This is a genomic window from Paenibacillus nuruki (assembly GCF_001721045.1).
Taxonomy (GTDB): domain Bacteria; phylum Bacillota; class Bacilli; order Paenibacillales; family Paenibacillaceae; genus Saccharibacillus; species Saccharibacillus nuruki.
Genome location: NZ_MDER01000029.1, coordinates 40221 through 65367, shown reverse-complemented (window position 1 = coordinate 65367; position 25147 = coordinate 40221). Strand labels below are relative to the sequence as shown.

At 38.9% G+C, this 25147-nt stretch carries 19 protein-coding genes; 4 read left to right on the top strand and 15 right to left on the bottom strand.

Features of this window, described 5'->3' with window-relative positions; translation table 11 throughout:
• Positions 1 to 86 precede the first annotated feature (86 nt).
• The 12 genes from PTI45_RS04510 to rpiA all read right to left on the bottom strand — a co-directional run bounded on the left by PTI45_RS04510 (position 87) and on the right by rpiA (position 13541).
• Positions 87 to 1814, bottom strand: a complete 1728-nt coding sequence (locus PTI45_RS04510) for an ATP-binding protein (RefSeq protein ID WP_069326347.1) — start codon at positions 1812 to 1814, stop codon at positions 87 to 89.
• A gap of 28 nt (positions 1815 to 1842) precedes the next feature.
• Positions 1843 to 2937, bottom strand: coding sequence for a cobalamin B12-binding domain-containing protein (locus PTI45_RS04505; RefSeq protein WP_069326346.1), 1095 nt, complete (start codon positions 2935 to 2937; stop codon positions 1843 to 1845).
• A gap of 236 nt (positions 2938 to 3173) precedes the next feature.
• Entirely contained in the window at positions 3174 to 3641 is a 468-nt protein-coding gene (locus tag PTI45_RS04500; protein ID WP_083243343.1) for a hypothetical protein, read from the bottom strand.
• Positions 3638 to 5653 (bottom strand): S9 family peptidase, encoded by a 2016-nt coding sequence (locus PTI45_RS04495; RefSeq protein ID WP_069326345.1) that lies wholly within the window; start codon positions 5651 to 5653, stop codon positions 3638 to 3640. The genes PTI45_RS04500 and PTI45_RS04495 overlap by 4 nt, the downstream gene beginning before the upstream one ends.
• Before the next feature lie 85 nt (positions 5654 to 5738).
• Entirely contained in the window at positions 5739 to 6602 is an 864-nt protein-coding gene (locus PTI45_RS04490; protein WP_083243341.1) for an ABC transporter permease, read from the bottom strand.
• 34 nt (positions 6603 to 6636) lie between these two features.
• Positions 6637 to 7554, bottom strand: coding sequence for an ABC transporter permease (locus tag PTI45_RS04485; protein WP_069326344.1), 918 nt, complete (start codon positions 7552 to 7554; stop codon positions 6637 to 6639).
• A 94-nt stretch (positions 7555 to 7648) separates the two neighbouring features.
• Positions 7649 to 9184: an ABC transporter substrate-binding protein gene (locus PTI45_RS04480; RefSeq protein WP_069326343.1), complete on the bottom strand. Its 1536-nt coding sequence runs from the start codon at positions 9182 to 9184 to the stop codon at positions 7649 to 7651.
• 34 nt (positions 9185 to 9218) lie between these two features.
• Complete coding sequence (locus tag PTI45_RS04475) at positions 9219 to 10451, bottom strand: M20 metallopeptidase family protein (protein WP_069326342.1); 1233 nt, start codon at positions 10449 to 10451, stop codon at positions 9219 to 9221.
• Positions 10448 to 11206 (bottom strand): FadR/GntR family transcriptional regulator, encoded by a 759-nt coding sequence (locus PTI45_RS04470; protein WP_069326341.1) that lies wholly within the window; start codon positions 11204 to 11206, stop codon positions 10448 to 10450. Before PTI45_RS04470 ends, PTI45_RS04475 begins: the two co-directional genes overlap by 4 nt.
• Positions 11207 to 11423: 217 nt before the next feature.
• A complete protein-coding gene (locus PTI45_RS04465) occupies positions 11424 to 11906 on the bottom strand; it encodes a MarR family winged helix-turn-helix transcriptional regulator (protein ID WP_425415566.1) in 483 nt (160 codons plus the stop codon).
• A gap of 127 nt (positions 11907 to 12033) precedes the next feature.
• The gene (locus PTI45_RS04460; protein WP_069326340.1) at positions 12034 to 12660 is read right to left on the bottom strand and encodes an FMN-dependent NADH-azoreductase; all 627 of its coding nucleotides are present in this window, start codon (positions 12658 to 12660) and stop codon (positions 12034 to 12036) included.
• Positions 12661 to 12854: 194 nt separating this feature from the next.
• Positions 12855 to 13541 (bottom strand): ribose-5-phosphate isomerase RpiA, encoded by a 687-nt coding sequence (gene rpiA, locus PTI45_RS04455; RefSeq protein ID WP_069326339.1) that lies wholly within the window; start codon positions 13539 to 13541, stop codon positions 12855 to 12857.
• 176 nt (positions 13542 to 13717) lie between these two features.
• Between rpiA and PTI45_RS04450 the strand changes: the two genes are divergently transcribed.
• The 4 genes from PTI45_RS04450 (at position 13718) to PTI45_RS04435 (ending at position 21551) form a co-directional block, all read left to right on the top strand.
• Positions 13718 to 13915, top strand: coding sequence for a hypothetical protein (locus PTI45_RS04450; protein WP_069326338.1), 198 nt, complete (start codon positions 13718 to 13720; stop codon positions 13913 to 13915).
• A gap of 489 nt (positions 13916 to 14404) precedes the next feature.
• Positions 14405 to 16162 (top strand): methyl-accepting chemotaxis protein, encoded by a 1758-nt coding sequence (locus PTI45_RS04445; protein ID WP_069326337.1) that lies wholly within the window; start codon positions 14405 to 14407, stop codon positions 16160 to 16162.
• A 185-nt stretch (positions 16163 to 16347) separates the two neighbouring features.
• On the top strand, positions 16348 to 20070 hold the full coding sequence (locus PTI45_RS04440) for a non-ribosomal peptide synthetase family protein (RefSeq protein WP_069326336.1): 3723 nt from the start codon (positions 16348 to 16350) through the stop codon (positions 20068 to 20070).
• Positions 20071 to 20339: 269 nt separating this feature from the next.
• Positions 20340 to 21551: a S8 family peptidase gene (locus tag PTI45_RS04435; protein ID WP_069326335.1), complete on the top strand. Its 1212-nt coding sequence runs from the start codon at positions 20340 to 20342 to the stop codon at positions 21549 to 21551.
• Positions 21552 to 21814: 263 nt separating this feature from the next.
• Here the strand turns inward: PTI45_RS04435 and PTI45_RS04430 are convergent, their stop codons facing one another.
• From PTI45_RS04430 to PTI45_RS04420, 3 genes are all read right to left on the bottom strand, one after another.
• Entirely contained in the window at positions 21815 to 22600 is a 786-nt protein-coding gene (locus PTI45_RS04430) for a hypothetical protein (protein ID WP_069326334.1), read from the bottom strand.
• Positions 22601 to 22943: 343 nt separating this feature from the next.
• Positions 22944 to 24332 (bottom strand): class II fumarate hydratase, encoded by a 1389-nt coding sequence (fumC, locus tag PTI45_RS04425; protein WP_069326333.1) that lies wholly within the window; start codon positions 24330 to 24332, stop codon positions 22944 to 22946.
• A 109-nt stretch (positions 24333 to 24441) separates the two neighbouring features.
• Positions 24442 to 25116 carry a uracil-DNA glycosylase gene (locus PTI45_RS04420; RefSeq protein WP_069326332.1) on the bottom strand — a complete coding sequence of 225 codons (675 nt, stop codon included), beginning with the start codon at positions 25114 to 25116 and terminating at the stop codon, positions 24442 to 24444.
• Positions 25117 to 25147: the final 31 nt, after the last annotated feature.

Here is a 25147-nt window from a genome sequence, read left to right as displayed (position 1 = left end):
ATTTGTATAGACATATATGTAAAAGAAAAACCTCCAATCAAAACAAAAAACGGAACCTGCTTTGTGCAGACTCCGTTCTATCATTTTTATTTGATTAGATGCTCTAGTTCCCGACATGCTTTCTCATAAGCAGGTCCCAGTAACTGTACAAGCTCCTGAACACCTCGCAAGTCGTTTTCTTTAGCAAGACTTTCAATCTCATGCAGTAATTGTGCCATATATTGAATACCTATACTCAAGCTACCTGATTTCAGTTCGTGTGCTGCTTCAGACAGTGCAGTTGCATCTTTACGAAGCACTAACTTTTGTAATCGTTCTAGCTTGTTAGGTGTCTCACTTTTGTACATTTCAATCAGTGTCCGTAATATTTCTGGATCTCCATCATCATTGAGATCTAATATTTCCTGAATAACACTCATATCTAATGCTTTTTCATGAACAATATCAGGCAGCCATTTACGCATCATTATCGTTAGACTTTCCAGATTAACAGGCTTTGTCAAAATATCATTCATACCTGCATCCAAGCATTTCTGACGATCTTCCTGACTTGTATTTCCTGTTAACGCAATGATAGGTACAGGAGAACGCATTTCTGCTGTTTCCAACTCACGTATCTTATGAGTGGCTTGCAGACCATCCATAATAGGCATACGATTATCCATTAAGATCAGATGATACGTATGGCCCAAATACTTGGATATCGCTTCTTGTCCATTACTTACCGTATGCACCTGTTCCATACCCATTTTTTTCAACTGCAATTGAATAACCTGACGATTGATCGGATTGTCTTCTACAATCAATATCGATTTATCTGTCTGCTTGTGATGCAGACTTGAAGGCAATTTCAGATGTTCGCTTTGTTGGCCACCCAAATGATTAGAGATCAATTCTGGAGTATCCGAAGAAGTTTGAACTTTTTTGAGCGGAATATCGAACCAAAAAGTTGATCCCTTATTTTCTTCACTTTTCAAATCAATCGTTCCTTCCATCAGCTCTACAAATGACTTGCATATGGAGAGCCCCAGCCCTGTTCCTTCTACATTATTTTTTCCAGGTTGATCGGCTTGTGCATAAGGCTGAAACATATTTTTTTGATTCTCTTCTGAAATGCCGATTCCGGTGTCTGTAACTTCAATGTGAAGAATCTGTGAATTTGCACTATTGTGTTTGAGTTGTATACTCACTTCGATGGTTCCTTGATTGGTAAATTTATTAGCGTTACTCAGTAGATTAAGCAAAATTTGTCTTATTCTACCTCCATCACCGATCAATTCATTTTCTACTCGATAATCGATAAAAGCAGAAATGATGTTTTGATTTTTTTGCGCTTTCGGCTGGCTTAGTCGAATAATATGATCCAATAACAATCGTAGATCAATCGGCTCTTCTTGCAGTCTCATTTTGCCTGCTTCCATTTTGGAAAGATCAAGCATATTGTTAATCATACTGAGCAGTAATTCGGCAGATTCTTGAATCAACATCACCGATTGTTTTTGCTCATCCGATAATTCAGAAGTCATCAAAATTTCTGACATTCCGATCATTCCATTCATCGGTGTGCGTATCTCATGAGTCATAATTGCCAAAAAACGAGAGCGAGCTTGATTCGCATGAATCGCTTCTTCTTTGGCTGCATTTAATTCAGCATTGGTCTTGGCTAGTTGACGTTGTAACGTAACCATTTCATTATTCATTGCCGAAAATTCAGACAGAATTTGTTCTTCCTGATATTTGCTTTTGATCATCTTATGGGAAAGATCTTCGATCGTTTTACGCAAAATCGTGATTTCTTGTTCAGCATTCGTCATTGCGTTCATCTTCCCTTCTAAAGGCTATTTAACCTTTTACCGAGGGCTGGCTGCCTGATTGGTTCAGGGCTACTAAGCTTGTCGCTACTTCAACAGCTTTATTTGCATCAGGTGCAAAACCATCTGCCCCAACTCGCTTCCACAGTTCCCTGTCAATATTAAACGGCAATCCGCCGACAATGATTTTGACATGTCTGGTTGATTCTTCAGCGCGAATTTTTTCGATCAAGTCTTGCACTAAATGAACGTGAAAGGTCATTGTTGCAGAGATAGCGATAATATCCGCTTGATGTTGCACTATCGATTGTAAAAGACTGTGATCTGGAACATTAGCACCTAGATAGTAAGTATCCCAGCCTTCCATTTCAAAAAAATCAGCCAACATGCGAATTCCGATCTCATGTTGTTCTTCTCCTACACAAGCCGCAACCAGGCGATATCGCTCTTGTCCCGCACTGATCCAATAAGGATACAGACGTGAAATAATGCTTTGAGTCGCAGCTGTGCAGAAATGTTCTTGTGCAATATTGATTTGGCTAGTCTGCCATAATCGACCGATCTCATATTGTACAGTCTGGAATATATGAATGTATATGTCTTTGATAGGAGTATCGTTTTCAAGAAGGTGTACGATCAGCGTGTAGGCTTCTTTGCGTTCTGTACGTAGTAAGCAATCTAAATATTGCTTAGCTTCTTTTCCTAATAACGAGGTTTCTACAATATACGATGATTGCAATTCAGTTGTTTGAACATGCTGTATACCCATATCCAAATAGTCAATCACATTGGACTTATGGGGATGATCAAAACTTTTTTGAAGCGCTTTTTTGATGGCATTCAAGTTCACTAATAAATCTTGTTCGGATACTCGATATCCATTTAAAAGCACTTTAAGCCATGAAATATAATTCATAAACAAACTTGGACTCTTCATCAATACACTTTCAGCTAAATAACTAAGGGTATATAAAGAATCTTGTTTGGTTCGTATTCTGCCGTTCGGTCCGAATCGTTGTATCAAATCAGGTTGCTGACGATATTGCATCTGTGTGACCTTTTCTGCAAATCGATTCGCTTCTGAGATTAACTGTTGTCCTGCTGTACCTTCTTGTTGTAGTGCCATGCGTGTGACCTCCCTGTCATAAAGACCTTACGAGGATCAATTCGCCTGCACAGATCGTAAGATGTATTTACAACTGCTGTTTATTATTCAGCTTATTGTGATATCCAGAATGTATACCTTGGTGAAATTTTCCCATAGATTGATGAATTAAGCAAGTTCTATAGGTTGCATTTTATACATAAAGCCCACTTTTAAGCCTTAGATAAATGTAAAAAAACAGAAAAAGCTGTCAAAAATCAACAGCTTTCGTTTTTTAAACGTATTTGTATAGTTGTAGAATATGAATCCGTTTGCAGTTCAGCTACCATTTCCCATTGAATACCTATTCGTTCCTCTAGCATATCCTTCTGATCTGAAGTCAATCTCAATCCAGACAACCTATTTTCATGTTGGCTATAATCTTTATGCTCTTGTAATTGAAAGCGCAATTTGAGTAATCGTTTCACTCCACCAATATGAATAAATTTGAAGCGATATCCTTCAATCATCGCTCGTTCCCACGGATCGTTCATTTCAGTAGCGATATGTAGGCGATCCAGCATATCCATATTAGGATCATCTACTTTGGATACAATGGTTGCAAAGTCTTTGTGATGAATAAAATCGAGCAGTTGAGCAGCAGGTATTCCACTGCTCAAACAGTTCTCAATCCACAGACCTACTGGTAATGACAACTTCACTTTTTCCAGAAATGGTTCTGTCATGGATTCACCTCTATTGGGAAATGAATATGTTGCTTCATCCAGTCGTTGACATGGCTCAGTAGATCGATACGATAGCTAGGCTTTCCGCTTTTTAACACTGTATGATTTGAATCAGGATAACGTACCATTTTGGTTTGTTTTCCTTGCCGTTTTAGAGCGGTATACAGTTGTTCGCTCTGTTCGATAGGGCAACGCATATCTTGTTCACCATGAATAATAAGCAGTGGTGTATTGATATGCTGTACATGAGCAAGAGGAGATTGCGACCATAACCGATCAAAGTCTTCCCATGGATTCCCACCTACTATCCCTTCTGTATACGAAATACCAATATCGCTAATTCCATAAAAGGATATCCAATTGGAAATACAACGCTGTGTGACAGCCACACGAAAACGATGATCATGCGCAATAATCCAATTGACCATCAATCCTCCATAACTACCACCGCATATCCCTAATCGCTGTTCATCTAATTCAGGATGATGCTGTAATACATGATTAACAGCTTCGATAAGATCACGATAATCACCACCACCGAAATCTTGACGACATGCTTGTGCAAAATGTTGACCGTATCCGAAGCTACCACGCGGATTAAGTATTAACACTGCATACCCTTGCGATACTAATGTCTGCATCTCATGGCTATATACATCAGAGACCATAGCATGAGGCCCTCCATGAATCTGTAAAATTAGTGGTATGTTATCGCTATTGTCTGTAACTTGTACAGGTTTCATCAACCATCCTTGAATCTTAATTCCGTCTTCATGGGTGTACCAAAATGATTCTGGAATAGAGACTTCATGTTGAGATAACCACAGATCTGCTGTATGTGTTAAGCGATAGGGATCATTTGATAGATGATGAGCTACTGGATCAACTGGTAATTCTACCAATTCATAAGGATGATTAGCATCTGCTATCAATGCAACAAATCGATCTCCTTGTGGAGCAACTACCAGCTGATGAATATCTTTTCCACCTGTGGTGATTGCAGTACATGTTCCTTGATTAGTGATTCGGTAAATATCTACACTTCCTTGATAGGTTCCTAGTACATAGACAGATTGTCCATTTATATCATAGATCGGTCCTGGAATAGCCCCAGCTGACTTCATATCATTCAGTATAAAATTACCGAATTGAATATCAGAGTGTGGAGTGAGCGAGTCTATCTGCCCGGTTGAACGATCCACACGGTACACTTGATTCTGAGTTCCACTTCCATATTCTCGATTATTAGCAATACATGTCCATGACTGTCCATCCGGTGCATACGCAAATTGACTGATAGTAAGGTCATGTCTGGTTTGTAATTCGGTCTGCTCAGAAGCCATATTTAAAGTATACAAATCATTATAAAAAACTATATCCATATCGCTATATATAATAGAAGGTTTTTTTTGAGCAAGGTAACTAATTTCGGTTCCATCTGGTGACCAGACAGGATAAGAAGCATCAAATTCACCGCTTGTTAATTGCTTTATTTGACGATGTTGTAATTCTAATAAAAATAAATGTTGGTACGTTCCATTCCATAATCCAGAACCTTCTGCTTTGGGCGTCGTTCGCTCTACAATATGTCCACGATCAGGTAAATGAGCTTGCTTTTCATATTCACCTAGTACTCGGCTAGTCATAATTATAGAACGTCCATCTGGTGACCAACGGAAGAATCCAATACCACGTTCCAGCTTACTATATGGAGTCATAGATCCAGAAGTATAATCCAGTATCCACAATTGAGGTTTTTTATCGGTTTTACGAATAAAAGCTAGATATCGTCCATCAGGTGACCAGCTAGGTGCTGTATCATAATCGCCATCAGTGATCCTTTTGGTGTGTTTACGGTCTGCTGAAATATAATAAATATGCGTTTTGTACTGATTATGTTCACGATCAATGATTTTATGCATATAAGCTATAGATCCATCTGGATGAATAGAAGGATCGCTTACCCATTGATAATCGTACAAATCTTCTGGTTGTATCGCCTTTTTACTCATCACCATAGTCTCCTTCACTTATCACGTTCTTATCTATATTTCATAATTGTTATAGGGATCGTTATATTGATATTGGCAAGGGTCTTTACGATTGATCATTTGTAATTCGAGGATCTAATTTATCCCGTAACCAATCTCCAAGAAAGATAACTCCCAATACTGTAAATGTAATCGCCAATCCTGGAAAAGTAGCGACCCACCAACTGGTTGCAATATACTGCCTACCATCACTCAGCATCCCGCCCCATGATACATCTGGCGGCTTAATCCCTAATCCGAGAAAGCTTAGCGATGCTTCCATTAGAATCGTTGTCGCTACATTCATACTGGAAATAACGATCAAAGATGACATCACATTTGGTAAAATATGATGGAAAATTAAGCGACCTTGCCCTGCGCCTGCCGATTGTGCCGCTTTGACAAAATCACGTTCTTTAAGACTTAATACTTCACTACGAATGACTCTTGCATACGATACCCAGTTGGTTAATCCAATCACGATAATCAAAGTGATCAATCCCGGCTGAGTTACAGCTAATACAACCAATGCTAATAATATCGAAGGAATCGCTAGAAAAGAATCTGCAACCCGCATAATAATGGCATTAATCCATTTCCCATAATATCCAGATAATAATCCCAGTACAGCTCCGATCATGCCGGACACCAATACTGCTCCTACACCAACAATTAAGGATACCCGAGCTCCATATACAATTCGGCTCCAGATATCGCGACCTAGATTATCTGTGCCCAACCAGTAAGTCGACTCGCCTCCATCTAACCATACCGGTGGCTTGAGTCTTTTTAACGGAGCAACCGAAGCTGGATCATGACTCGCTAACCACGGTGCAAATAAAGCACATAATATAACTGCTACAATAATCAGCAACCCTAATGTGCCAGTTTTACTTTTTAATAACTGACGGATCATTCCTTGATCAGGCATGTCTACCCCATCCTTTCTGCCGATTGGTTCCTGATCAACTGTATCTAATACGAGGATCAAGCAGGCGATACGAAATATCAGTCAATAGATTCCCTATAATGACAATCAATGCGATCACAAATACAGAAGCCTGTACAATCGCCATATCATGTGTGTTTACTGCTGTTACTAACAATTGCCCTAGTCCTGGCCAAGCAAATACGGTTTCAGTAATCAATGTGCCACCGATCAGACTGGTAAATTGCAATCCTACAATCGTGACAACAGGAATTAAGCCATTACGAAAAGCATGCTTCATAATAATAATAAATGGACGTAACCCTTTACTCTTCGCAGTCAAAATATAATCCTGATTCAGAATTTCAAGCATACTGGAACGCACCAAGCGAGTCATCTGTGCACCAATTCCAATCCCCAGGGTAAAAGCAGGCAATAACAAATGCTCTATTCCTCCTCTACCGGAGACAGGTAAAGCACCTAACATTACTGAAAAGAATAAAATCAGCATAATTCCCATCCAAAAGTTAGGCATTGCTTTGCCAATCACAGAAATACCTGATATCAATAAGTCGGTAAATGTATTACGCTTGACCGCAGACAAAATACCGAGTGGAATCGCCATAATAATCGCAAAAATCATTGCTGCTACTGCTAATTCAAAGCTAGCGGGTAATCGTTCTAAAACCAGTGGTAAAGCAGATTCTCCATAACGAAAAGAAGTTCCAAAATCTCCTTGCAATGCGCTTCCTAGAAATGTGATGTATTGCTTATACAGTGGTTGATCCAATCCGAGTGCCTCTGTAAGCACAGCGCGATCTTCTGCTGTAGCCGTTTCAGGTAACATTAACGCTACAGGATCACCGGTCACCCGCACTAAAATAAATACAATTAACGATACCAGTAGCAATACCGGAATCACCTGAAGCAGTGACTTTATAATATAGCCTTTCAATCCAATCACCTCCGTACCTCGTATATACTGAACTTTTGCCGATTTTTATAACAAAAAGCAGGGAAGACATATGGCTATCCCTGCTTTAATTTGTTTATCCATTCACAGATGTAATATCATCTGCATAGAACATTTCATCACTTCTTGGCGTAAATTTCACACGGTTATCTGCTCCATAAATTCCTTCCATTTGGAACAAATACACTGCTGGGCGATCTTCTGCCAAAATCTGTTGTACCTCTTGATATTGTTTTTCACGTGATGCTGGATCCATATTTACAAGCGCATCTTGTAATAACTTTTCAACTTTAGGATTGTTATAATCCGTTTCCCCTGCTGCTTCTGTTTTGAGATAACGATTATAGTTATTGGATGCGTCAAATAATGAATTACCTATGCCGATCATAAAAATTTCTTTGAATGATTTGGAACTGTATCGTTCACTAAAAGCACTTGGTTCTAGCACTTCCAGATTTGCTTTAAATCCTGCTTCATTCAGCATAGCCGCTACCACTTCAGCATATTCTTTGTATTGAGAAGAGACCGTCATATTCAATTCTGCTCCTGCATGACCGGATTCTTGTAATAATTGCTTCGCTTTGGCTGGATCGTATAATGTCTGTTTGTATAGCGAAGGATCAGCTCCAAAGTTACCCGGTGTAACAGATGTACGAGTCACAATCCCTGCTCCACCTGCAATACTGTCTACAATCCCTTGCTTATCAATCGCAAAGTCAATCGCTTCACGTACTTTCGGATCAGCTGTGACTGTACCCTCTGTTTCACGCAAAATTAATTGAAGTACACGTTGGATTGGAGCTTTAACGATTTGTTTGCCTTCTTCGCTCTGAATACGTTCTACATCGGTAGAAGGAATACCTGAAGCAATATCAATGCCTCCTGCTAACAATTCAGATACACGGGTAGAAGCTTCAGGGATTGAGCGGAACACAACCGTATCCCATTTAGGTGCTTCTCCAAAATACTTATCATTTTTGACCAATTCTACACGGTCATCTTTTGTCCATTTGCTGAACTTGTAAGGACCTGTCCCGACTGGACTTTTAAGAAAAGCATCGATTCCTTTTTCTTTGATATATTTTGAAGGTAGAATGCCTGCTCCCATTTTGGACAAACGATTTAATAATAGTGGATCAGGACCATCTGTGATCATATCAATGGTGTAATCATCGACTACTTTTACTTCTTTAATAGATTTGAAATACGAGTTTTGTTTGAGCGCACTATCTTTGGCTACACGATCAATCGTGTATTTCACATCTGCGGCTGTGAACGGATCACCATTATGGAAAGTAACGCCTTCACGTAGCTTGAATCTCCATGTTGTATCGTTTACTTGTTCCCATGAAGTAGCCAGCACAGGCACTTTCTTTTGTTCATTATCATTTTTGACTAAATAATCGAACATGTTGACCAGTACAGCTTCACTAGAGGTATTGTTATTGTTATGTGGATCAAAGCTTTCAATATCAGTCGCATTCCCGATCGTTAATGTTTTGCTATTCGTAGCTGAATCTGTAGATGATTCTTTGCTACTACCACACCCTGCTAATACAATCGCGACCACTAACAATAATAATCCACTGGTTATCCATGATTTTGTTTTCATTTTCTCCACTCCACCCTTTTAAATCGTACTTTTTTTATTGATGCGTGTGACGGATCGGTTGATCCAAATAATGTAATGCCATAGCAGACAACATCGCTACACCATAAGGAAGTGCAGATTCATCAAGATCGAACATGGGATGATGCAATGGATATGAAGTCTCAGGTTGTCCATTACTTGTCCCTAAACGGAAAAACACAGCAGGTACTTGTTCAGCATAAAAAGCAAAGTCTTCGCCACCTGTAGAAGGTCGAGTATATTGCCACTCCGGCCCTTCTGCCATCAGATCGCAAGTAGCAGTCAAAAAATCAACCATTTGATTATCATTTTTGACGACAGGATAATTCATGTGGTAATCGAGTTCGTAATCAGCTCCAAAGGAACCTACAATCCCTTCAATAACCTGCTTAATCTTCGTAGGCATTTGCTGACGGATATCCGCAGATAATGTGCGTACTGTGCCTACCATTTCAACTTCAGAAGCAATCGAAGCTGCCATTGTTCCTCCTCGAATCTGTCCGATACTGACAACAGCTGTTTCTAATGGATCGATCATTCGACTGGTAACATGTTGCAGGGCAGAAATGACTTGCGCTGATACGGCTATCGCATCAATACCTTCATGCGGACGTGCTCCATGTCCTCCTTTACCAATAATACGAAGTGTGAAAAAGTCAGCTGAAGCAAAAGCGACTCCTTTACAAACAGATACTTCACCGATCTGCAAACTCGGATAAACATGTAAGCCTGTCATTGCATCCACATGAGGATGCTCCAGTACCCCATCTTTGATCATGGTATCGGCTCCGGCTAGCCCTTCTTCCGCCGGTTGAAAAACGAATTTGATATTACCCGATGCGGGTATACCCAGACTACTTAGTAATTGAGCTGCACCCATTAACATGGTTGTATGTGCATCATGACCGCACAGATGAGCTTTACCGGCGGTTTGCGAAGCATAGCTCGTATCTTTGGCATCTTGTATCGGTAAAGCATCCATATCTGCTCGAAGTGCAATTGTTGGTCCGGGTTCTATACCACGCAACAGTCCGACAACACCTGTTTTGCCTATACCCGTCTGCACTTCAAGCCCTAGACTTTGTAAATGCTCTGCTACAATCGCTGAAGTTCGAACTTCCTCATAGCCAATCTCAGGATGTCTATGTAGATCACGTCGCCATGTAGTTAATTTTTCTTGCATAGACTGCGCAGCAGGTAATAACTGCGACAGTCTCACTTGTATCCCTTGCGGATCAGAATGATTCATAAGGATTCACTCTCCTTTTCTTGAGTTCGGATATCATGATCAAATACTCGATGATAGATCGAAGAGGCAGACTGTTCAATATGTTGACGCATCAATATTCGAGAGCGTTCCCCATCATGTGCACGCAGTACATCTAACAATTCAAAATGGCTATCTGAATTGCGTACCCGTACTTCTTGACTATAAGGCATAAGATCAAGTGCAGGATTGATCTTGGTACGAATCTCTCGTACTGCTTTTTCAAAATAAGCATTATCAGATGCTTTGGCAATCATCAGGTGAAACTTCACATCCAGCGCACGAAATAACTCGCGTGAACAATCTTGTTCAATACTCATCTCTAGATACTGCTGTAGTTGATGTAACTGTTCGGCTTGAATATGCTGTGCAGCTAGAAAAGCAGCTTCTGGTTCAATAATCAGACGGTATTCAAATACTTTGCTCCATGACTCCCAATTACTCGCAATCTGTTCACGGTGACGATGATGAGAATTGAGCGTTAAAGGTAAAACAAAGGTTCCTCCTTTAGCCCCGACACGCTTTTCAATCAATCCTTCTTCTTCTAATCGAGAAAGAGCCTCACGTACCGCTAATCGGCTAGCATTGAACATAACCGCCATATCTCGTTCATTGGGAAGTTGTTCTTCAGGTAGTAATTCTTTTAAAATAATCGATTCTTCTAATTGGTCGAAAATAAAATCACTAACTTTTTTAGGAGAAACTTTCTCAAATTGTTGTGGAAAATAAGTTCGCATGTCTTCCTCCTGATTTAAAAAGTAATGAGGATATAGTGTTAATTGTTCTACTTTAATGGTATAAGGTACGAACTTTAGACCATTTAATAAGGCGACAAAAAGTGACTTTTATTTAATATACTCTCTGTTGGAACAGAGGTCAACGATTATTCATACCAAAACGATAGGTTTTATCAATTTCAAATAAAAAAAGCCTAATCAGTGGTATAATCACTGATTAGACTTCTTTGTTCGCGGCAGCATATCCTAGCTTTTTGAGTAATGGAATAATATCTAATTTCTCATCATGATTTAATCCTTGCGTAGCTTTGATAATAGCTTGTTTGTGACCTGTAAAAATGCTTTCAAAAAATTGATTGCCTTCTTCAGTTAGCTCTGCAAAAATAACACGACGGTCATTATCACAAGCACGACGGCATAACATATTTTTCTTTTCTAACTTGTCGACCACATACGTGATATTCCCGCTAGAAATCAGTACTTTTTGCCCTATTTTCTGCAATGGCTGTGGATTCTCGCTGTGATACAAAAAGTCCAATACACCAAACTCAGTTGGGTTCAGACCATAACTTTGAATATCATCATTCACCTGATTCATTACAGCCTGATAAGCACGTGACAATATAATTAACAAATGAAGAGATTCTTTTTCTTCATCATTTTCCATATCTGGATTCGGTTGAATCGACGAGTGTTTCATCTATGAAACCTCCTAACTATCATAATCGTTATATTCTAAACATATAGCGCCTGCGATGTTTTTCATTTAAATTCAGAAAAATATACGCAGACGCTTTATGATTTTATTTCAATAAAATACGTTTAAATTAGAAGCTTTGCGCAACTGTTGCTGCATTTTGAAGACCATCAGCAACGATTTGTTGTGAACGATCCGGGAATGCGTTGTGACCTTCGATGATGAATTTCTCAACATCTGTAATACCCCAGAAGCCAAGCAATGTTTGTACATAACGTACAGCCAATTCGATATCAGCGCCAGGACCTTCAGAATATACGCCACCACTAGCGTGTAACAACATTACTTTTTTACCACCAGCAAGTCCTACAGGACCTTCAGCAGTATATTTGAACGTTTTGCCAGCTTGAGACAAGTAGTCGAAGTAGCTATGCAATACAGCAGGAACAGCAAAGTTCCACAATGGGAATGCAATAACCACTTTATCAGCACCCAAAAATTGAGTTAAGTATTTGTTTACACGGTCAACAGCCGCTTGCTCTTCAGCAGATACTTCCATACCTTGAGAAGCTTTGAAGTTAGCACCTAGAACAAATGCATCATAGTAAGGAATATTTTCAGCAAATAAATCAAGTTCTACCACTTCGTCTTGTGGATGAGAAGTTTTATAGCTGTTTAGGAATGCTTCGTATAGTTGTACGCTGACTGCTTGATCAGCAGGACGGTTATTCGCTTTAACAAAAAGAACTTTAGACATGGATGAAATCTCTCCTTTTATTTGGATACTGTAATAGTATCAATTCATAAATCTTAATTTAAAGATAATATATAAATACACTTTTGTCAACTATAAATTATATAGTGTACTGATAGCAGTTAAACTAAAAGCAACCATCTGATCACTTCCTCTATCAGACAGTTTCTTTTAGTTTTTAGCTTGCTTTATTATATTTATGAACGACGAGCAGGTGCACGTAATACTTCGATAACGCCACTTTCATAAGCAACAACAACTGCACTAGCCATATTGATAAATAATCCATTATCTACAACACCTGGAATATTATTCAACTGATGATGTAATCGTGCTGCATCCTCAATCACATTGAAATGACAATCTACTGTATAGTTGCCATTGTCTGTTTTGAACACATCGCCATCTTTCGTTTGACGCAATACAGGTTTGCATCCAAAGCTAGCTAATTTCTCAATCGTCCACTCATGAGCAAAAGTAACCACTTCTACAGGCAAAGGAAAAGCGCCCAGTTTCTGTACCACTTTATTTTCACCTGTAATGATCATCACTTGACGACTTCGAGCGGCTACGATTTTTTCACGTAGCAATGCGCCTCCGCCCCCTTTAATGAGGTTAAGATTAGGATCGACCTCATCTGCACCATCAATTGTAAGATCAATTTCTCCTACTTCAGCAAAAGGAATGATGGGTATAGACCACTCCCGTGCTAGATTTTCTGATTGAACAGAGGTTGCTACTGCACGTATATGTAGTCCTTGCTTCACACGTTCACCAATTTTTTCAATAGCATAAGCCGCTGTAGAACCTGTGCCTAGACCAACCATCATCCCTTCTTCTACCCAATCCACTGCTTTCTCCGCCGCTAACTTTTTGATATTCATGACCTGTTCACTCCATTATTTAGTCTAATAATTTATTGGATACGATGTTATGGATATGAAATAACAGAATGAGTCTCATCCATAGATTTCATGTAACATTTGCACTATACTGAATACGGGTGAATATTCTCAGCATCATACTATACACATTCACAAATTAAAAGGAGCTTACTATTATGCGAACCGAAAATCAGATCAAATCCAAACTCAACGAATTGACATTGCAGAAAAGAAATATCCAGACACGCCTTGAGGGTCTAACGCCTGAAACTGCTTCTTATACCTCGCTCAATGAACAACTTGCTCGTATTGAAGATATGTCCAATATGCTTGAATGGGTACTTAATGAACCGCTAGGAAAATATCATGCGTAATCATCTTATATCCTATTTTATCTGAATGTATTCAGAATTACAAAAGCAATTCCTCTCTAATTTCTATCCTTCTTATTGCAAAAAATGACAAAAACTATATAATTCTAAATATTTTTTAGGTCTTTTGGTTCAATTCTATAGAACTATGTTTATAAAGTTAAAGAAAATTACTAACTACTATAAATTATTGGAATACAAATTCCGACATATAGAAATGAGTGTTACTGTGCCATTTTTTACAGCTTTATGGAAATAAAGCGACAAATTATTCGAAACAAGCCGATTTATGGGTCATACTAAATACCTAATTCGCTTAGTTCTCTATTAGTTGATTTGTTATTTTATTTCTTATTGATTGTTGTCAACAAACAGGCTCACAACAATCCTTATCCATCTACAAAATCTTAGATTGTTGACTACGTTGACCGATAAGCTTTATAGGGAGTCACGCAACCTTAGATTCACCAACCAAAAATAGGAGTGAGAGCATTGAAGAAAATCAGTAGACTATCTTTTTTCGCTAAAAATTTATTAATCTCAGCAGCTAGTATCATACTTATCGGAGTCATCTTGTTGGTAAGCAGTTATTTTACCCAGAAAACGATCTTAATCAATCAACTTCATGGTCAAGTTCAAGCGGTAACCGACACTTTTGCACAAGGTATTACTCTTGCTGATGTTGAAAAACTTGTAGCTGAAAAAAGTTATGAGGGTGCTAAACAAACAGAAATCCGTAGCTACTTAGATAATATCAACAAATATAATCCTAACATTTCTCAAGCTTACATTTTCGGGACGGAATTGGCAGATGGTAATAAAACATCATTGATCGCTGTGCCAACTAAAGTTATGGAAGCTTTAAAACAGGGAAATATCGATATCGGATATTTGTACGAACAACCTACTGAAATCGTAAACGGAATTCAAGAAATGCTCAAAACGAAACAACCTACATTTACAAGTTTCTACACCGATGATCTTGGACTATGGACGACTATTTTGTATCCTATTCAAAATGGTGACGGTAAAGTTGTTGCTTACTTTGGAGTAGATGCAGATGCAAGTGCTGTACCAGAAGGTCTGAATCAATTGTTAGTACGTGGTATTACGATCATGGTACTCTTCCTTATCGTTATCTTCTTACTTCAATTCTTTGTAGTTCGTAGAACACTAGCTCCTCTTCGCGAATTGATTCGTGGAATTGAAGATGTAAGTAAAGGTAATCTAGATATTCATATCAAAACAGGTAAAGATGATCTAGGGATTATCAATCACAAATTTAACCAAATGGTTGAAAAAATGAACAGTGTTATCGTGAATGTACAATCTGCTTCTCAACAAGTTACTGAATCTGCCAAAATGCTAATGGATACTTCATCTGACAATAGTGAGCGTTCATTAACATTGATTAGCAATATTCAAGACATCGCTAATGGTATGAAATATCAAGAAGAAGCTACAGAAGATACAGCTAAAGCAATGGGAGAAATTTCAACCGTTATTCATACGATTGCTAACAACTCTTCCAACGTAGCAGACCAAGCGTATTCAATGGAGCAAAAATCAGTAGAAGGTAATAAAGTCGTTAACCAAGTCACAGAACAAATGACATTGATCTCTCGTTCTGTACATGATACTTCCAAAGCAGTTGAATTGCTTGAAAGTCGTTCACAAGAAATCGGTAATATTCTAGGTATTATTACAGGAATCTCCGGTCAGACTAACTTGCTTGCTTTGAATGCTTCGATTGAAGCAGCACGTGTAGGTGAACATGGACGTGGATTTGCAGTGGTTGCTGGAGAAGTTCGTAACCTTGCAGAACAGTCTGCTCAATCTGCGAACCAGATCAGTACTTTAATCACTGAGATTCAAACAGAGATCCAAAATGCAGTAACTGCAATGAAAAAAGGAACAGAAGAAGTGGAATATGGTCTATCTATTGCTGACCAAACTGGCAAACTGTTTGCCGAAATTCAATCTGTAACTAAACAAGTAACCGAGCAAATTCAAGATATTTCTAGTGCTACTCAAGAAATCTCAGCAGGTACAGAAGAAATGACAGCAACTACAGAGAACCTTAAAACAACAGCAAGTGTTGCAGCAGAAAATAGCGCTAAAGTATCTCAGCACGTTGAAGGTCAAAAATCTTCGATTATCTCGACAACAGATGCAGCTAACCAACTTTCAACAATGGCTGAACAACTTCAAGAATTGATCTCTCATTTCCATGTACGCAAAATAGATTAATCTGATTTAGGGAAGAATGCCTTCCACAGAACTTGTGGACGGCATTCACTTTCTATCCTAATATCTTTATTTTAAGAAAATTATATATTTTATTTCATCATTAGATCACATTTAATTCACATATATCGCTTACTCTTTTCTCATATCTACCATTACAGCGATCAACTTCAAAGGAGAGATGTTCTATGTCACTGTCGGAAAATGCCTTTACACCTAACGAATATATTCAATTACCTGCTTTGCAAATTCCACTAGATCAAGCAAGACAACAACAGAAAGATACGTTTGCTGTTTATCGTTTTGACCTAGGTGCCAAAATTGCTTTATACATCGGGACATTAGTCAATCCTATTGAGCGTCAAGCTGTTCTGTTTTCTGCTTACCTTGGATGGCTTTATCGAATCTCGGGGGAACACGAGATTCATGCAGTATCTGGATCAACAACTGGACTTTTCCCTTTTTCTCTTTCTATCGAAGATTATCCCTATTTTCAGTCTTTAGTCGACTATGTTGCTTCACAACTCGATGCAAGCCCAGCTACATCTCCTGTAAAAAGCGAAACGGTTTTTCATTTTGGACAGCAGATTCCTGCACAACCTGGACAAGTCATGAACTGGACATTAGAAGCTCATGCCACCTCACTCTCTATTGCGATTGAATATAACGATTCTTTACTAACAGCAGCAACGATTGAACGCTTTGCGGATTATTATATCCGTTTGTTAGAAGGATTATTAGATAATACAGCACTTGCTATTGGTTCTATTGATATATTAAATGCTCAAGACCACACGATCTATCAAGAAATGAATAACACTGCTTTCCCTTATCAAGATCAACAAACGTATCATGGCGCTTTTGAAGCTGCTGTAAATAAATACCCTCAACATACTGCTATTTCTTTTCAAGGGACAGAATATACGTATGAAGAGTTGAACCAGCGCGCTAACCAAGTTGCACATTTGTTGTTAAGACAAGGATTGCAACAGGGTGAATTTGTAACGATGTATATTGATCGCAGTCTGGACAGTGTGATCAGCTTACTAGGTATTATGAAAGCTGGCGGTGTCTATGTACCTGTAGATCCTTCTCATCCTGATGAACGCAATCATTATATTGTCCAAGATACCCAATCTGCTTTTGTATTGATTCAGCACAAATACAATAATAAAGTTCTTCAACTGACTGAAGGTATTACCACATTACGAGGCATCCTTGATATTGAATATCTGAACTTAACATCTGATCCAGCATTTTTGATCAATCCGAATATTACTGTATTACCTGATGATCTAGCTTATGTTATTTATACGTCTGGTTCTACAGGTAAGCCTAAAGGTACATTGGTTGCTCATCGTGGCGTAGTCAACTTAGGCGAAATTTTGCAAAGAGAATTTAATGTAACTTCTCAAGATGTGATGACTCAGTTTGCTACTTATAGCTTTGACGGCTCTGTCTGGGAAACAATTGCTGCCCTTTTCCATGGTGCACATTTATTCTTATTAGATGCTGAAGAAAGAGTGTCTATCGAAGAATTTGCAATTGCCATTGAGCGTACACAAACAACAATTGTAACAGCTTTACCTACTGTATTCTTTAATCAGTTATCTGCTTATTTGTCTGACGAAGGTTATGCCAGATTAGCCAGTCTTAAATTGATTGCTGCTGCTGGAGAAGCGTTGTATGGCAAACGTGTACGGACGTTCCAACAGAAAATAGGCAAACCGATTGAAGTGGTCAATGCCTATGGTCCTACTGAATGTACGGTTTGTGCAACTATGCATAAAGTAGATACTACACTTAGTGAAGATGTTGTAAATGTTCCTATTGGACGCCCTATTGATAACTATAAAGTCTATATCATGAACGAATTTCAAATGCTCTCTCCTGTAGGCGTTCCTGGAGAAATCTATATTTCGACTGTAGGTATTGCTCATGGTTATCTGGATCAACCTGAAAAAACAGCCGCAGCCTTTATGCCAGACCCATCCGGTAATGGTGAAAAAATCTATCGTTCGGGTGACTTAGCTAAATTGTTAGCAGATGGTACGATTGAATATGTAGGTAGACGCGATTCTCAGATTAAAATTCGAGGTCATCGTATCGAAATCGGTGAAATTGAAGATAGCCTGAACAAATATCCGAATATGCAAGATGCTGTTGTGGTTCCTAAAGTAGATGAAACCGGTCAAAATATGCTAGTCGCTTACTTTACAACGATTGATGGTACAGCATTATCTCCAGCTGCAATTAAGCAATTTTTGTCTGATCGACTGCCTTCTTATTTTGTGCCTAGATTTGTATGTCAGTTAGACGAGATTCCTATCTCTCCAACAGGCAAAGCAGAACGCAAAAAATTGATCGCTTATGATCATATCGAAATGCAAGAAACAGCTACCGATTATGTCGCTCCACAAAACGAAACACAACAATGGATAGCAGATGCATGGTCAGGCGTTTTAAATAAGCAACAAATAGGTATTCACGATGACTTTTTTGAAATTGGCGGAGATTCTCTGAAAGTACTCCATGTTCTTACATTGTTAAAACCACAATTTCCTAATCTCAAAATAGCGGATCTGTTCGCTTACAAAACGATTATCCAGTTAGCCGAATATGCTCTTCAGTTAGACGATAAAATGAATATTGAAGCAACAAGCCCAATGATTGAACACACTATTGATCTGGTGGAGTTCCCTGCTCGTATTCAAACTAGTTACTCAGGATTGCTGAACACCACTCATGTTTTATTAACAGGCGCTACAGGATATCTAGGATCACACTTGCTGTATGAGCTTTTGCAACAAAGTGATGCTCACATCTATGCCCTTGTACGTAAAACAGGTAGTGCAGCTAGTATAGAACGTCTCAAAGGCACAATGGAACTGTATTTCGGACAAGAAGTATTACGTGACTTTGAAAAACGTGTAACTGCTGTAGAAGGCGATCTAGAAAGTAAGCGTCTAGGTCTTAGCGATAGCGATTATGAAATGATTACAGAGCATATTGATGCGATTATCCATAGTGCAGCAGATGTTCGACATTTCGGGGATACCGAACAATTTGCCAAATCTAATATTTATTCAACAGCAGAATTACTAGCGATCGCTAGTACACGTCAAGGCATTCGCTTCCATCATATTTCTACGATGGGGATTCCTGAAGATTTATCATTAGAAGGCAAATGGGATCAAGTAAAACAAACGGGTATCCTTGCTGACGATCTTCAAACTGAAAATATGTACACTAACAGCAAGCTAGAAGCAGAAAAATTAATATTTGCAGCTGGAGAACGTGGTATCCCTGTCAATATCTATCGCGCAGGTAACTTATCTAGCCAATCGGTAACTGGTCGCTTCCAACGTAATATAGACAGTAATGCAATGTATCGTATGATCAAAGCGATGCTGTTATTAGGTAAAGCCCCTGCTGCAAATCAATGGATGGACTTTACACCGATAGATTATGCAGGTCGTTCAATTATTCATCTGGCGCTTCAACCGGATACAGCAGGTCAAATGTTCCATATCTGTAACCCACAACAAGTTCATTACGATGATTTGATTGCAATGATCCAAACGTTTGGATATTCGATTGATGTTTTACCTGCTAAAGAATATGCTGAATGGCTGTTAGATTCTTCTATCGAGAAGCAAGCAGATGCTCTTTTACTAGCAATGGGTCAATTAGATGGTGATGGCGCTAAAGATTCTCCTTACCGACTCGCTAATCCTGAGACTGCCAAGTTGTTAGAACAACAAGAAGTATTCTGCCCCAAACCTGATTATGAATTTATATCAGCCATGTTGAGTTATGCATCAAGTATCGGTTACTTCCCTACTGCACCTGTACGTGATGTAGCTGATGTCACTGTCGATGAAATGATTTCTAGTGATATGAATAGATAAAATGATAAAATAAGCGTCTAAATAATTAGGTAAAAGACCCGGTTTATTGACCGGGTCTTTTATTTTTTTGAAATATTTTGCACAACTTAATTGAAAACTATAAACTTTCTCAAAATCGTACCGATATAAATAATACATAATACGACATATTAAGACAAAATAAAACAAAATTTCTTTTGTCGATTATTGTAATAATATGTTTCACAGTGTATAATATGGTTAAATATATAATACTTAATACCTACAATAAGCAGGGAGACCTAAGACTAATGAACTTTAAAAACTCCAAACTAAAATTAACGGCACTTATTGCCACTATCGCTATTCCACTTACGTTGTCACTATATGTACCAACTATGAATACTACAGATACAACTACTCAACGTTATATCGTTTCTTATTCTAACGATCAAGGTAAAGAACAGATTGCACAAGTAGCTGATCAATCTACTAATGATCTTCACGCATTTAACCATCTAAACATGGTTGCTGTCAATCTTACAAATGATCAAAAGAATGATCTTGCTACACAATCAGGCATTACAAGTATCGAACAAAATACAACCTATACTTCTGCTGCTCAAGCTTTTGGTGGAAATATCAAAACAGTAAATGTAAAAGGAAATGAACAAGCTTCATGGGGATACGGTACTATTGATGCTCAAATGGCTTCTGATAGTGGTTACACAGGTAAAGGTGTAAAAATCGCTATTTTAGATACAGGAATTTCTGCTCACTCTGAATTGAATATCGCTGGTGGTGTATCTGAAGTGGGTTACACTCAATCTTATGCAGATGATAATGGACACGGAACATTTGTAGCAGGCGTGATTGGCGCTCAATCGAATGGTAAAGGTCTTGTAGGTGAAGCACCAGACGCTCAAATCTACGCAGTCAAAATTTTGGATAGCAAAGGTAATGGTTCAACAGAAGATTTAGCTAAAGGTGTAGACTGGGCTATTCAGAACCATATGGATATTGTTAACATGTCGATCGCTTTTCCAGAAGGTTCTCCAGCCGTTGAACAAGTACTTGCTTCTGCTGATCAAAATGGCATCTTGCTTATCGCAGCTGCTGGTAATAAAGGTACAGCTAGTGCAGCAACAGATACGGTTCAATATCCAGCTAAATCTAGCCATGTGATCGCTGTAGCTGCTATAGACGACAATCTACAACGTGCTGATTTCTCTTCTAGTGGTTCTGATATCGAACTTACAGCACCAGGTGTAGATATTGTAAGTACATCTAGTAACGGTAAATATGAGCTTCGTAGTGGTACATCGGTTGCTGCTCCATTTGTAACAGGTATGGCTGCTATTCTCAAACAAGCTTATCCAGGTAGCACTAATGCACAGATTCGTCAGGCTCTAAACCAAGGCAGTATTGATTTGGGAGCAGCAGGTCAAGACAATCTGTATGGTAACGGTATGATCAGCTTCCAGCATTTATTAGGTAAAGCTTCTATTCTTGCTTCTAAGTAATGATCCCATGTCCACTTTCCCTTGAAAAGCTGGCATGTTCATATAGAGAATACTTTGTCCCTGTTTTGCACTAGATGACGCAGCTTATATCTACTACAACCTACACTATTCATATAGTATTGTGATGATCAACATCAGATAATAATATGCATCCAAATAGCCACGGTTTTATACCTGTGCTCATCCAAAAATAAAAGCGCCGTTCTCAGCCAGAGACACGACGCTTTTATTTTGTTCTTTTATTGTTTCAGTGGAAAAAACTTCTAAAGTTCAGCGACAGGCAAGCTACCTTGCATCCAATGAAGCTCACTATCTCGAATAACATAGTCTGCCCATTTCATCTCACCAATTCCCCAATTACGAAACTCGGTAATATGACGGTAAAATTGCTCAATCACAGCTTCTTTCGGTTCAGACATCAACGATTGAATCTGTTCACGTAACCGCTCAGGCTTCTCTCTCACACTGTCTAGTACACGCATCATCCACTTATGTCCGGGATACAACATTTCATTATGTGCAAGCACCATACGGCCACCGAATAGTGCCATATTCATCACTGCTTGATGTAGCAAGTACGTATCATCACGCTTCAACGCTTGTTTGCATTCTCCATACCATGCTTCAAATTGAGCATAAAACCGATGGATATTATTTTGCTTCAAAGACATAGGATATTCTGTGATCGTATTTAATACATCCCGCAGTTCTGGAATATCTGAGAATACGACAATAGCACCTAGAAAAGCAAACCGTGCAGGTTCACTACCACAGCGAGCTACTTTTTCCAAATACGCCATACTAATGTATTTGCCATCTATATTTTGCAAAGAACGTCCTACCTTACATTCGGCTCCATCATAATGCAATGAACCGGATTGGAAACGGTCTTCAAATTCTTGATCTGAAACAATAATCATAATATTCATATCTGAATGAGGTGAAGAATATCCATAAGCGACCGAACCAGTAATCAATAGCCCTTTCACTGATGAATCACCACGAAGATGTTCTGTCAGTTGTGAGAGGCAATCCGATAATATATTCACACGGGCCCTCCTTAATCTCAATTTTTTAGTGTTCGATTGATAATGATAATTATTATCAATTAACTTTGTAACGATATTGTAGCTTATTCAATTTCACTTGGCAAGTATTTATGGCGAATCTGTGTCTACAAAATTCAAACGGTATCGAATGTATTCACAATTACGCTGATAATTGGGATACGAACTAAAGCTTACGCATCTATTGCACTCTATCGCTCAACAGAAAAAAGCCTTTTTCTTGTAACCCTGAAGATGAATTCAGAAATCACTTGAAAAAGGCTTCGTCGAATCATTTTATTATACAATGCTGTAGTTCACGATCTGCTTTCGCTCACTCTAGCAATTACGCTTTGGGATGAATCATTTGAGAAGGATCAACGTATTTGTCGAATTCTTCTTCCGTCAACAATCCACTTTGTAATACAGCTTCTTTCAAAGACAGCCCTTCTTGATGTGCATGCTTGGCAATTTTCGCTGCATTTTCATAACCAATATGCGGGTTCAGTGCAGTTACAAGCATTAATGAATTGTCCAAGTTATGTTTAATCTGATCGACATTCGCTTCAATGCCTACAGCACAATGATCATTGAATGAAATCAATGCATCACCAAGTAATTGAACCGATTGGAGGAAATTATAAATAATTACCGGCTTAAATACATTCAATTCAAAGTTACCTTGACTTGCCGCAAAACCGATCGCTGCATCATTCCCCATTACCTGTGTAACGACCATCGTCATCGCCTCGGATTGAGTAGGATTGACTTTACCCGGCATAATCGAGCTACCCGGTTCATTAGCAGGGATTGTAAGCTCACCTAGACCGCTACGAGGTCCACTTGCTAACCAGCGCACATCATTAGCAATCTTCATCAGATCAGCCGCTAGTGCTTTGACAGCACCGTGTACATAGACCACTTCATCATGGCTTGTTAACGCATGGAATTTATTTGGAGCCGTCACAAATGATTTGCCTGTTAATTCTGAAATTTTCTCAGAAGTTAGTCGTCCAAAATCAGGATGTGCATTAATTCCTGTTCCGACCGCTGTGCCTCCGATAGCAAGTTCTTTCATTTCTTCTACACTATGTGTAATCATACGTGTACTTTTCGCCAGCATCGCTTCCCATCCACTGATCTCTTGTCCCAGTGTAAGTGGCGTTGCATCTTGCAAATGAGTACGTCCAATTTTGATCAAATCTTTGAACTCTTCTGATTTCTGTGTAAACGTCTGTTGAAGCTTAGCAATCGCAGGAATCAAATGATCTTCTACAGCCAATACACCAGCTACATGTAATGCTGTTGGAAAAGTATCATTCGAACTTTGCGACATATTCACATCATCATTCGGATGTAAACGATCTGTTTTGCCTTGTTCTTCAAGCCACTGATTACCACGATGTGCAATCACTTCATTGACGTTCATATTGGACTGTGTACCGCTTCCTGTCTGCCAGACAACTAACGGGAAGTGTTCATCCCATTGACCTGTTAGAATCTCATCTGCGGCTTGAGCGATCGCTTGTGCTTTATCAGCGGATAATTTACCTAATTGTTGATTGACCAGTGCTGCGCTTTTTTTGAGCAAAGCAAATGCATAGACCACTTGCTTCGGCATTTTTTCTTGACCAATTTTGAAGTTTTCTTTACTGCGCTGTGTTTGTGCACCCCATAATTTATCAGCAGGTACATTAATTTCGCCTATTGTATCTTTCTCTACACGGTATTCCACTCGACAAAATCCTCCTTTGGATCAAATCATCTGTAAAATAGTAGGACAGATTAGCATCGTTCTGCTAAAGATCAACCTCTATGATTGTAACGCTTACATGCTCTGCAAATCAATCCTTTATACACCAATCGATCGGTTCCATCCCTTGTGATTCCAAAAATTGATTCGTATGGCTAAATGGCTTACTGCCCATAAATCCTTTGTGCGCTGAAAAAGGACTGGGATGCGTAGAGGTAATCACATGGTGCTTACTGCGGTCGATGGCTGCTCCTTTACGCTGTGCATGGCTTCCCCACAGAATAAATACAGCAGGTGTCTCACGTTCATTTACAGCTTCTATCACACGATCTGTAAATGTCTCCCATCCTTGATTCTGATGCGAAGCCGCTTGTCCACGTCTGACTGTCAGTACAGCATTAAATAATAAAACTCCTTGTTCTGCCCAATGAATCAATGAACCATGCTTAGGAATCGCACACCCTAGATCATCATGTAACTCTTGATAAATATTATGTAACGAAGGTGGAATCGATACCCCTGGCTTGACTGAAAAGCTTAACCCGTGCGCTTGCCCTGGACCATGATAAGGATCTTGACCCAAAATAACGACCCGAGTTGATTCTAATGAAGTGTAATGCAGTGCGTTAAAAATATCATACATATCTGGATAGATCGTTGCTGTCCGATATTCTTGCGCTAGAAATTGACGCAGTTCCAAATAATAAGGCTTTTGCAGTTCATCTTCTAGTACATCTGCCCAATCATTGCGAAATATAGCACTCATAAATTAGCTTCTTCCTTTCATTGACTAGATT

What these genes read in the sequence shown, in the direction of transcription:
- PTI45_RS04510 (WP_069326347.1), bottom strand. Translation starts at nt 1,814, where the DNA reads ATGACGAATGCTGAACAAGAAATCACGATTTTGCGTAAAACGATCGAA.
- PTI45_RS04505 (WP_069326346.1), bottom strand. Translation starts at nt 2,937, where the DNA reads ATGGCACTACAACAAGAAGGTACAGCAGGACAACAGTTAATCTCAGAA.
- PTI45_RS04500 (WP_083243343.1), bottom strand. Translation starts at nt 3,641, where the DNA reads ATGACAGAACCATTTCTGGAAAAAGTGAAGTTGTCATTACCAGTAGGT.
- PTI45_RS04495 (WP_069326345.1), bottom strand. Translation starts at nt 5,653, where the DNA reads ATGAGTAAAAAGGCGATACAACCAGAAGATTTGTACGATTATCAATGG.
- PTI45_RS04490 (WP_083243341.1), bottom strand. Translation starts at nt 6,602, where the DNA reads ATGCCTGATCAAGGAATGATCCGTCAGTTATTAAAAAGTAAAACTGGC.
- PTI45_RS04480 (WP_069326343.1), bottom strand. Translation starts at nt 9,184, where the DNA reads ATGAAAACAAAATCATGGATAACCAGTGGATTATTATTGTTAGTGGTC.
- PTI45_RS04475 (WP_069326342.1), bottom strand. Translation starts at nt 10,451, where the DNA reads ATGAATCATTCTGATCCGCAAGGGATACAAGTGAGACTGTCGCAGTTA.
- PTI45_RS04470 (WP_069326341.1), bottom strand. Translation starts at nt 11,206, where the DNA reads ATGCGAACTTATTTTCCACAACAATTTGAGAAAGTTTCTCCTAAAAAA.
- PTI45_RS04465 (WP_425415566.1), bottom strand. Translation starts at nt 11,906, where the DNA reads ATGAAACACTCGTCGATTCAACCGAATCCAGATATGGAAAATGATGAA.
- PTI45_RS04460 (WP_069326340.1), bottom strand. Translation starts at nt 12,660, where the DNA reads ATGTCTAAAGTTCTTTTTGTTAAAGCGAATAACCGTCCTGCTGATCAA.
- rpiA (WP_069326339.1), bottom strand. Translation starts at nt 13,541, where the DNA reads ATGAATATCAAAAAGTTAGCGGCGGAGAAAGCAGTGGATTGGGTAGAA.
- PTI45_RS04450 (WP_069326338.1), top strand. Translation starts at nt 13,718, where the DNA reads ATGCGAACCGAAAATCAGATCAAATCCAAACTCAACGAATTGACATTG.
- PTI45_RS04440 (WP_069326336.1), top strand. Translation starts at nt 16,348, where the DNA reads ATGTCACTGTCGGAAAATGCCTTTACACCTAACGAATATATTCAATTA.
- PTI45_RS04435 (WP_069326335.1), top strand. Translation starts at nt 20,340, where the DNA reads ATGAACTTTAAAAACTCCAAACTAAAATTAACGGCACTTATTGCCACT.
- PTI45_RS04420 (WP_069326332.1), bottom strand. Translation starts at nt 25,116, where the DNA reads ATGAGTGCTATATTTCGCAATGATTGGGCAGATGTACTAGAAGATGAA.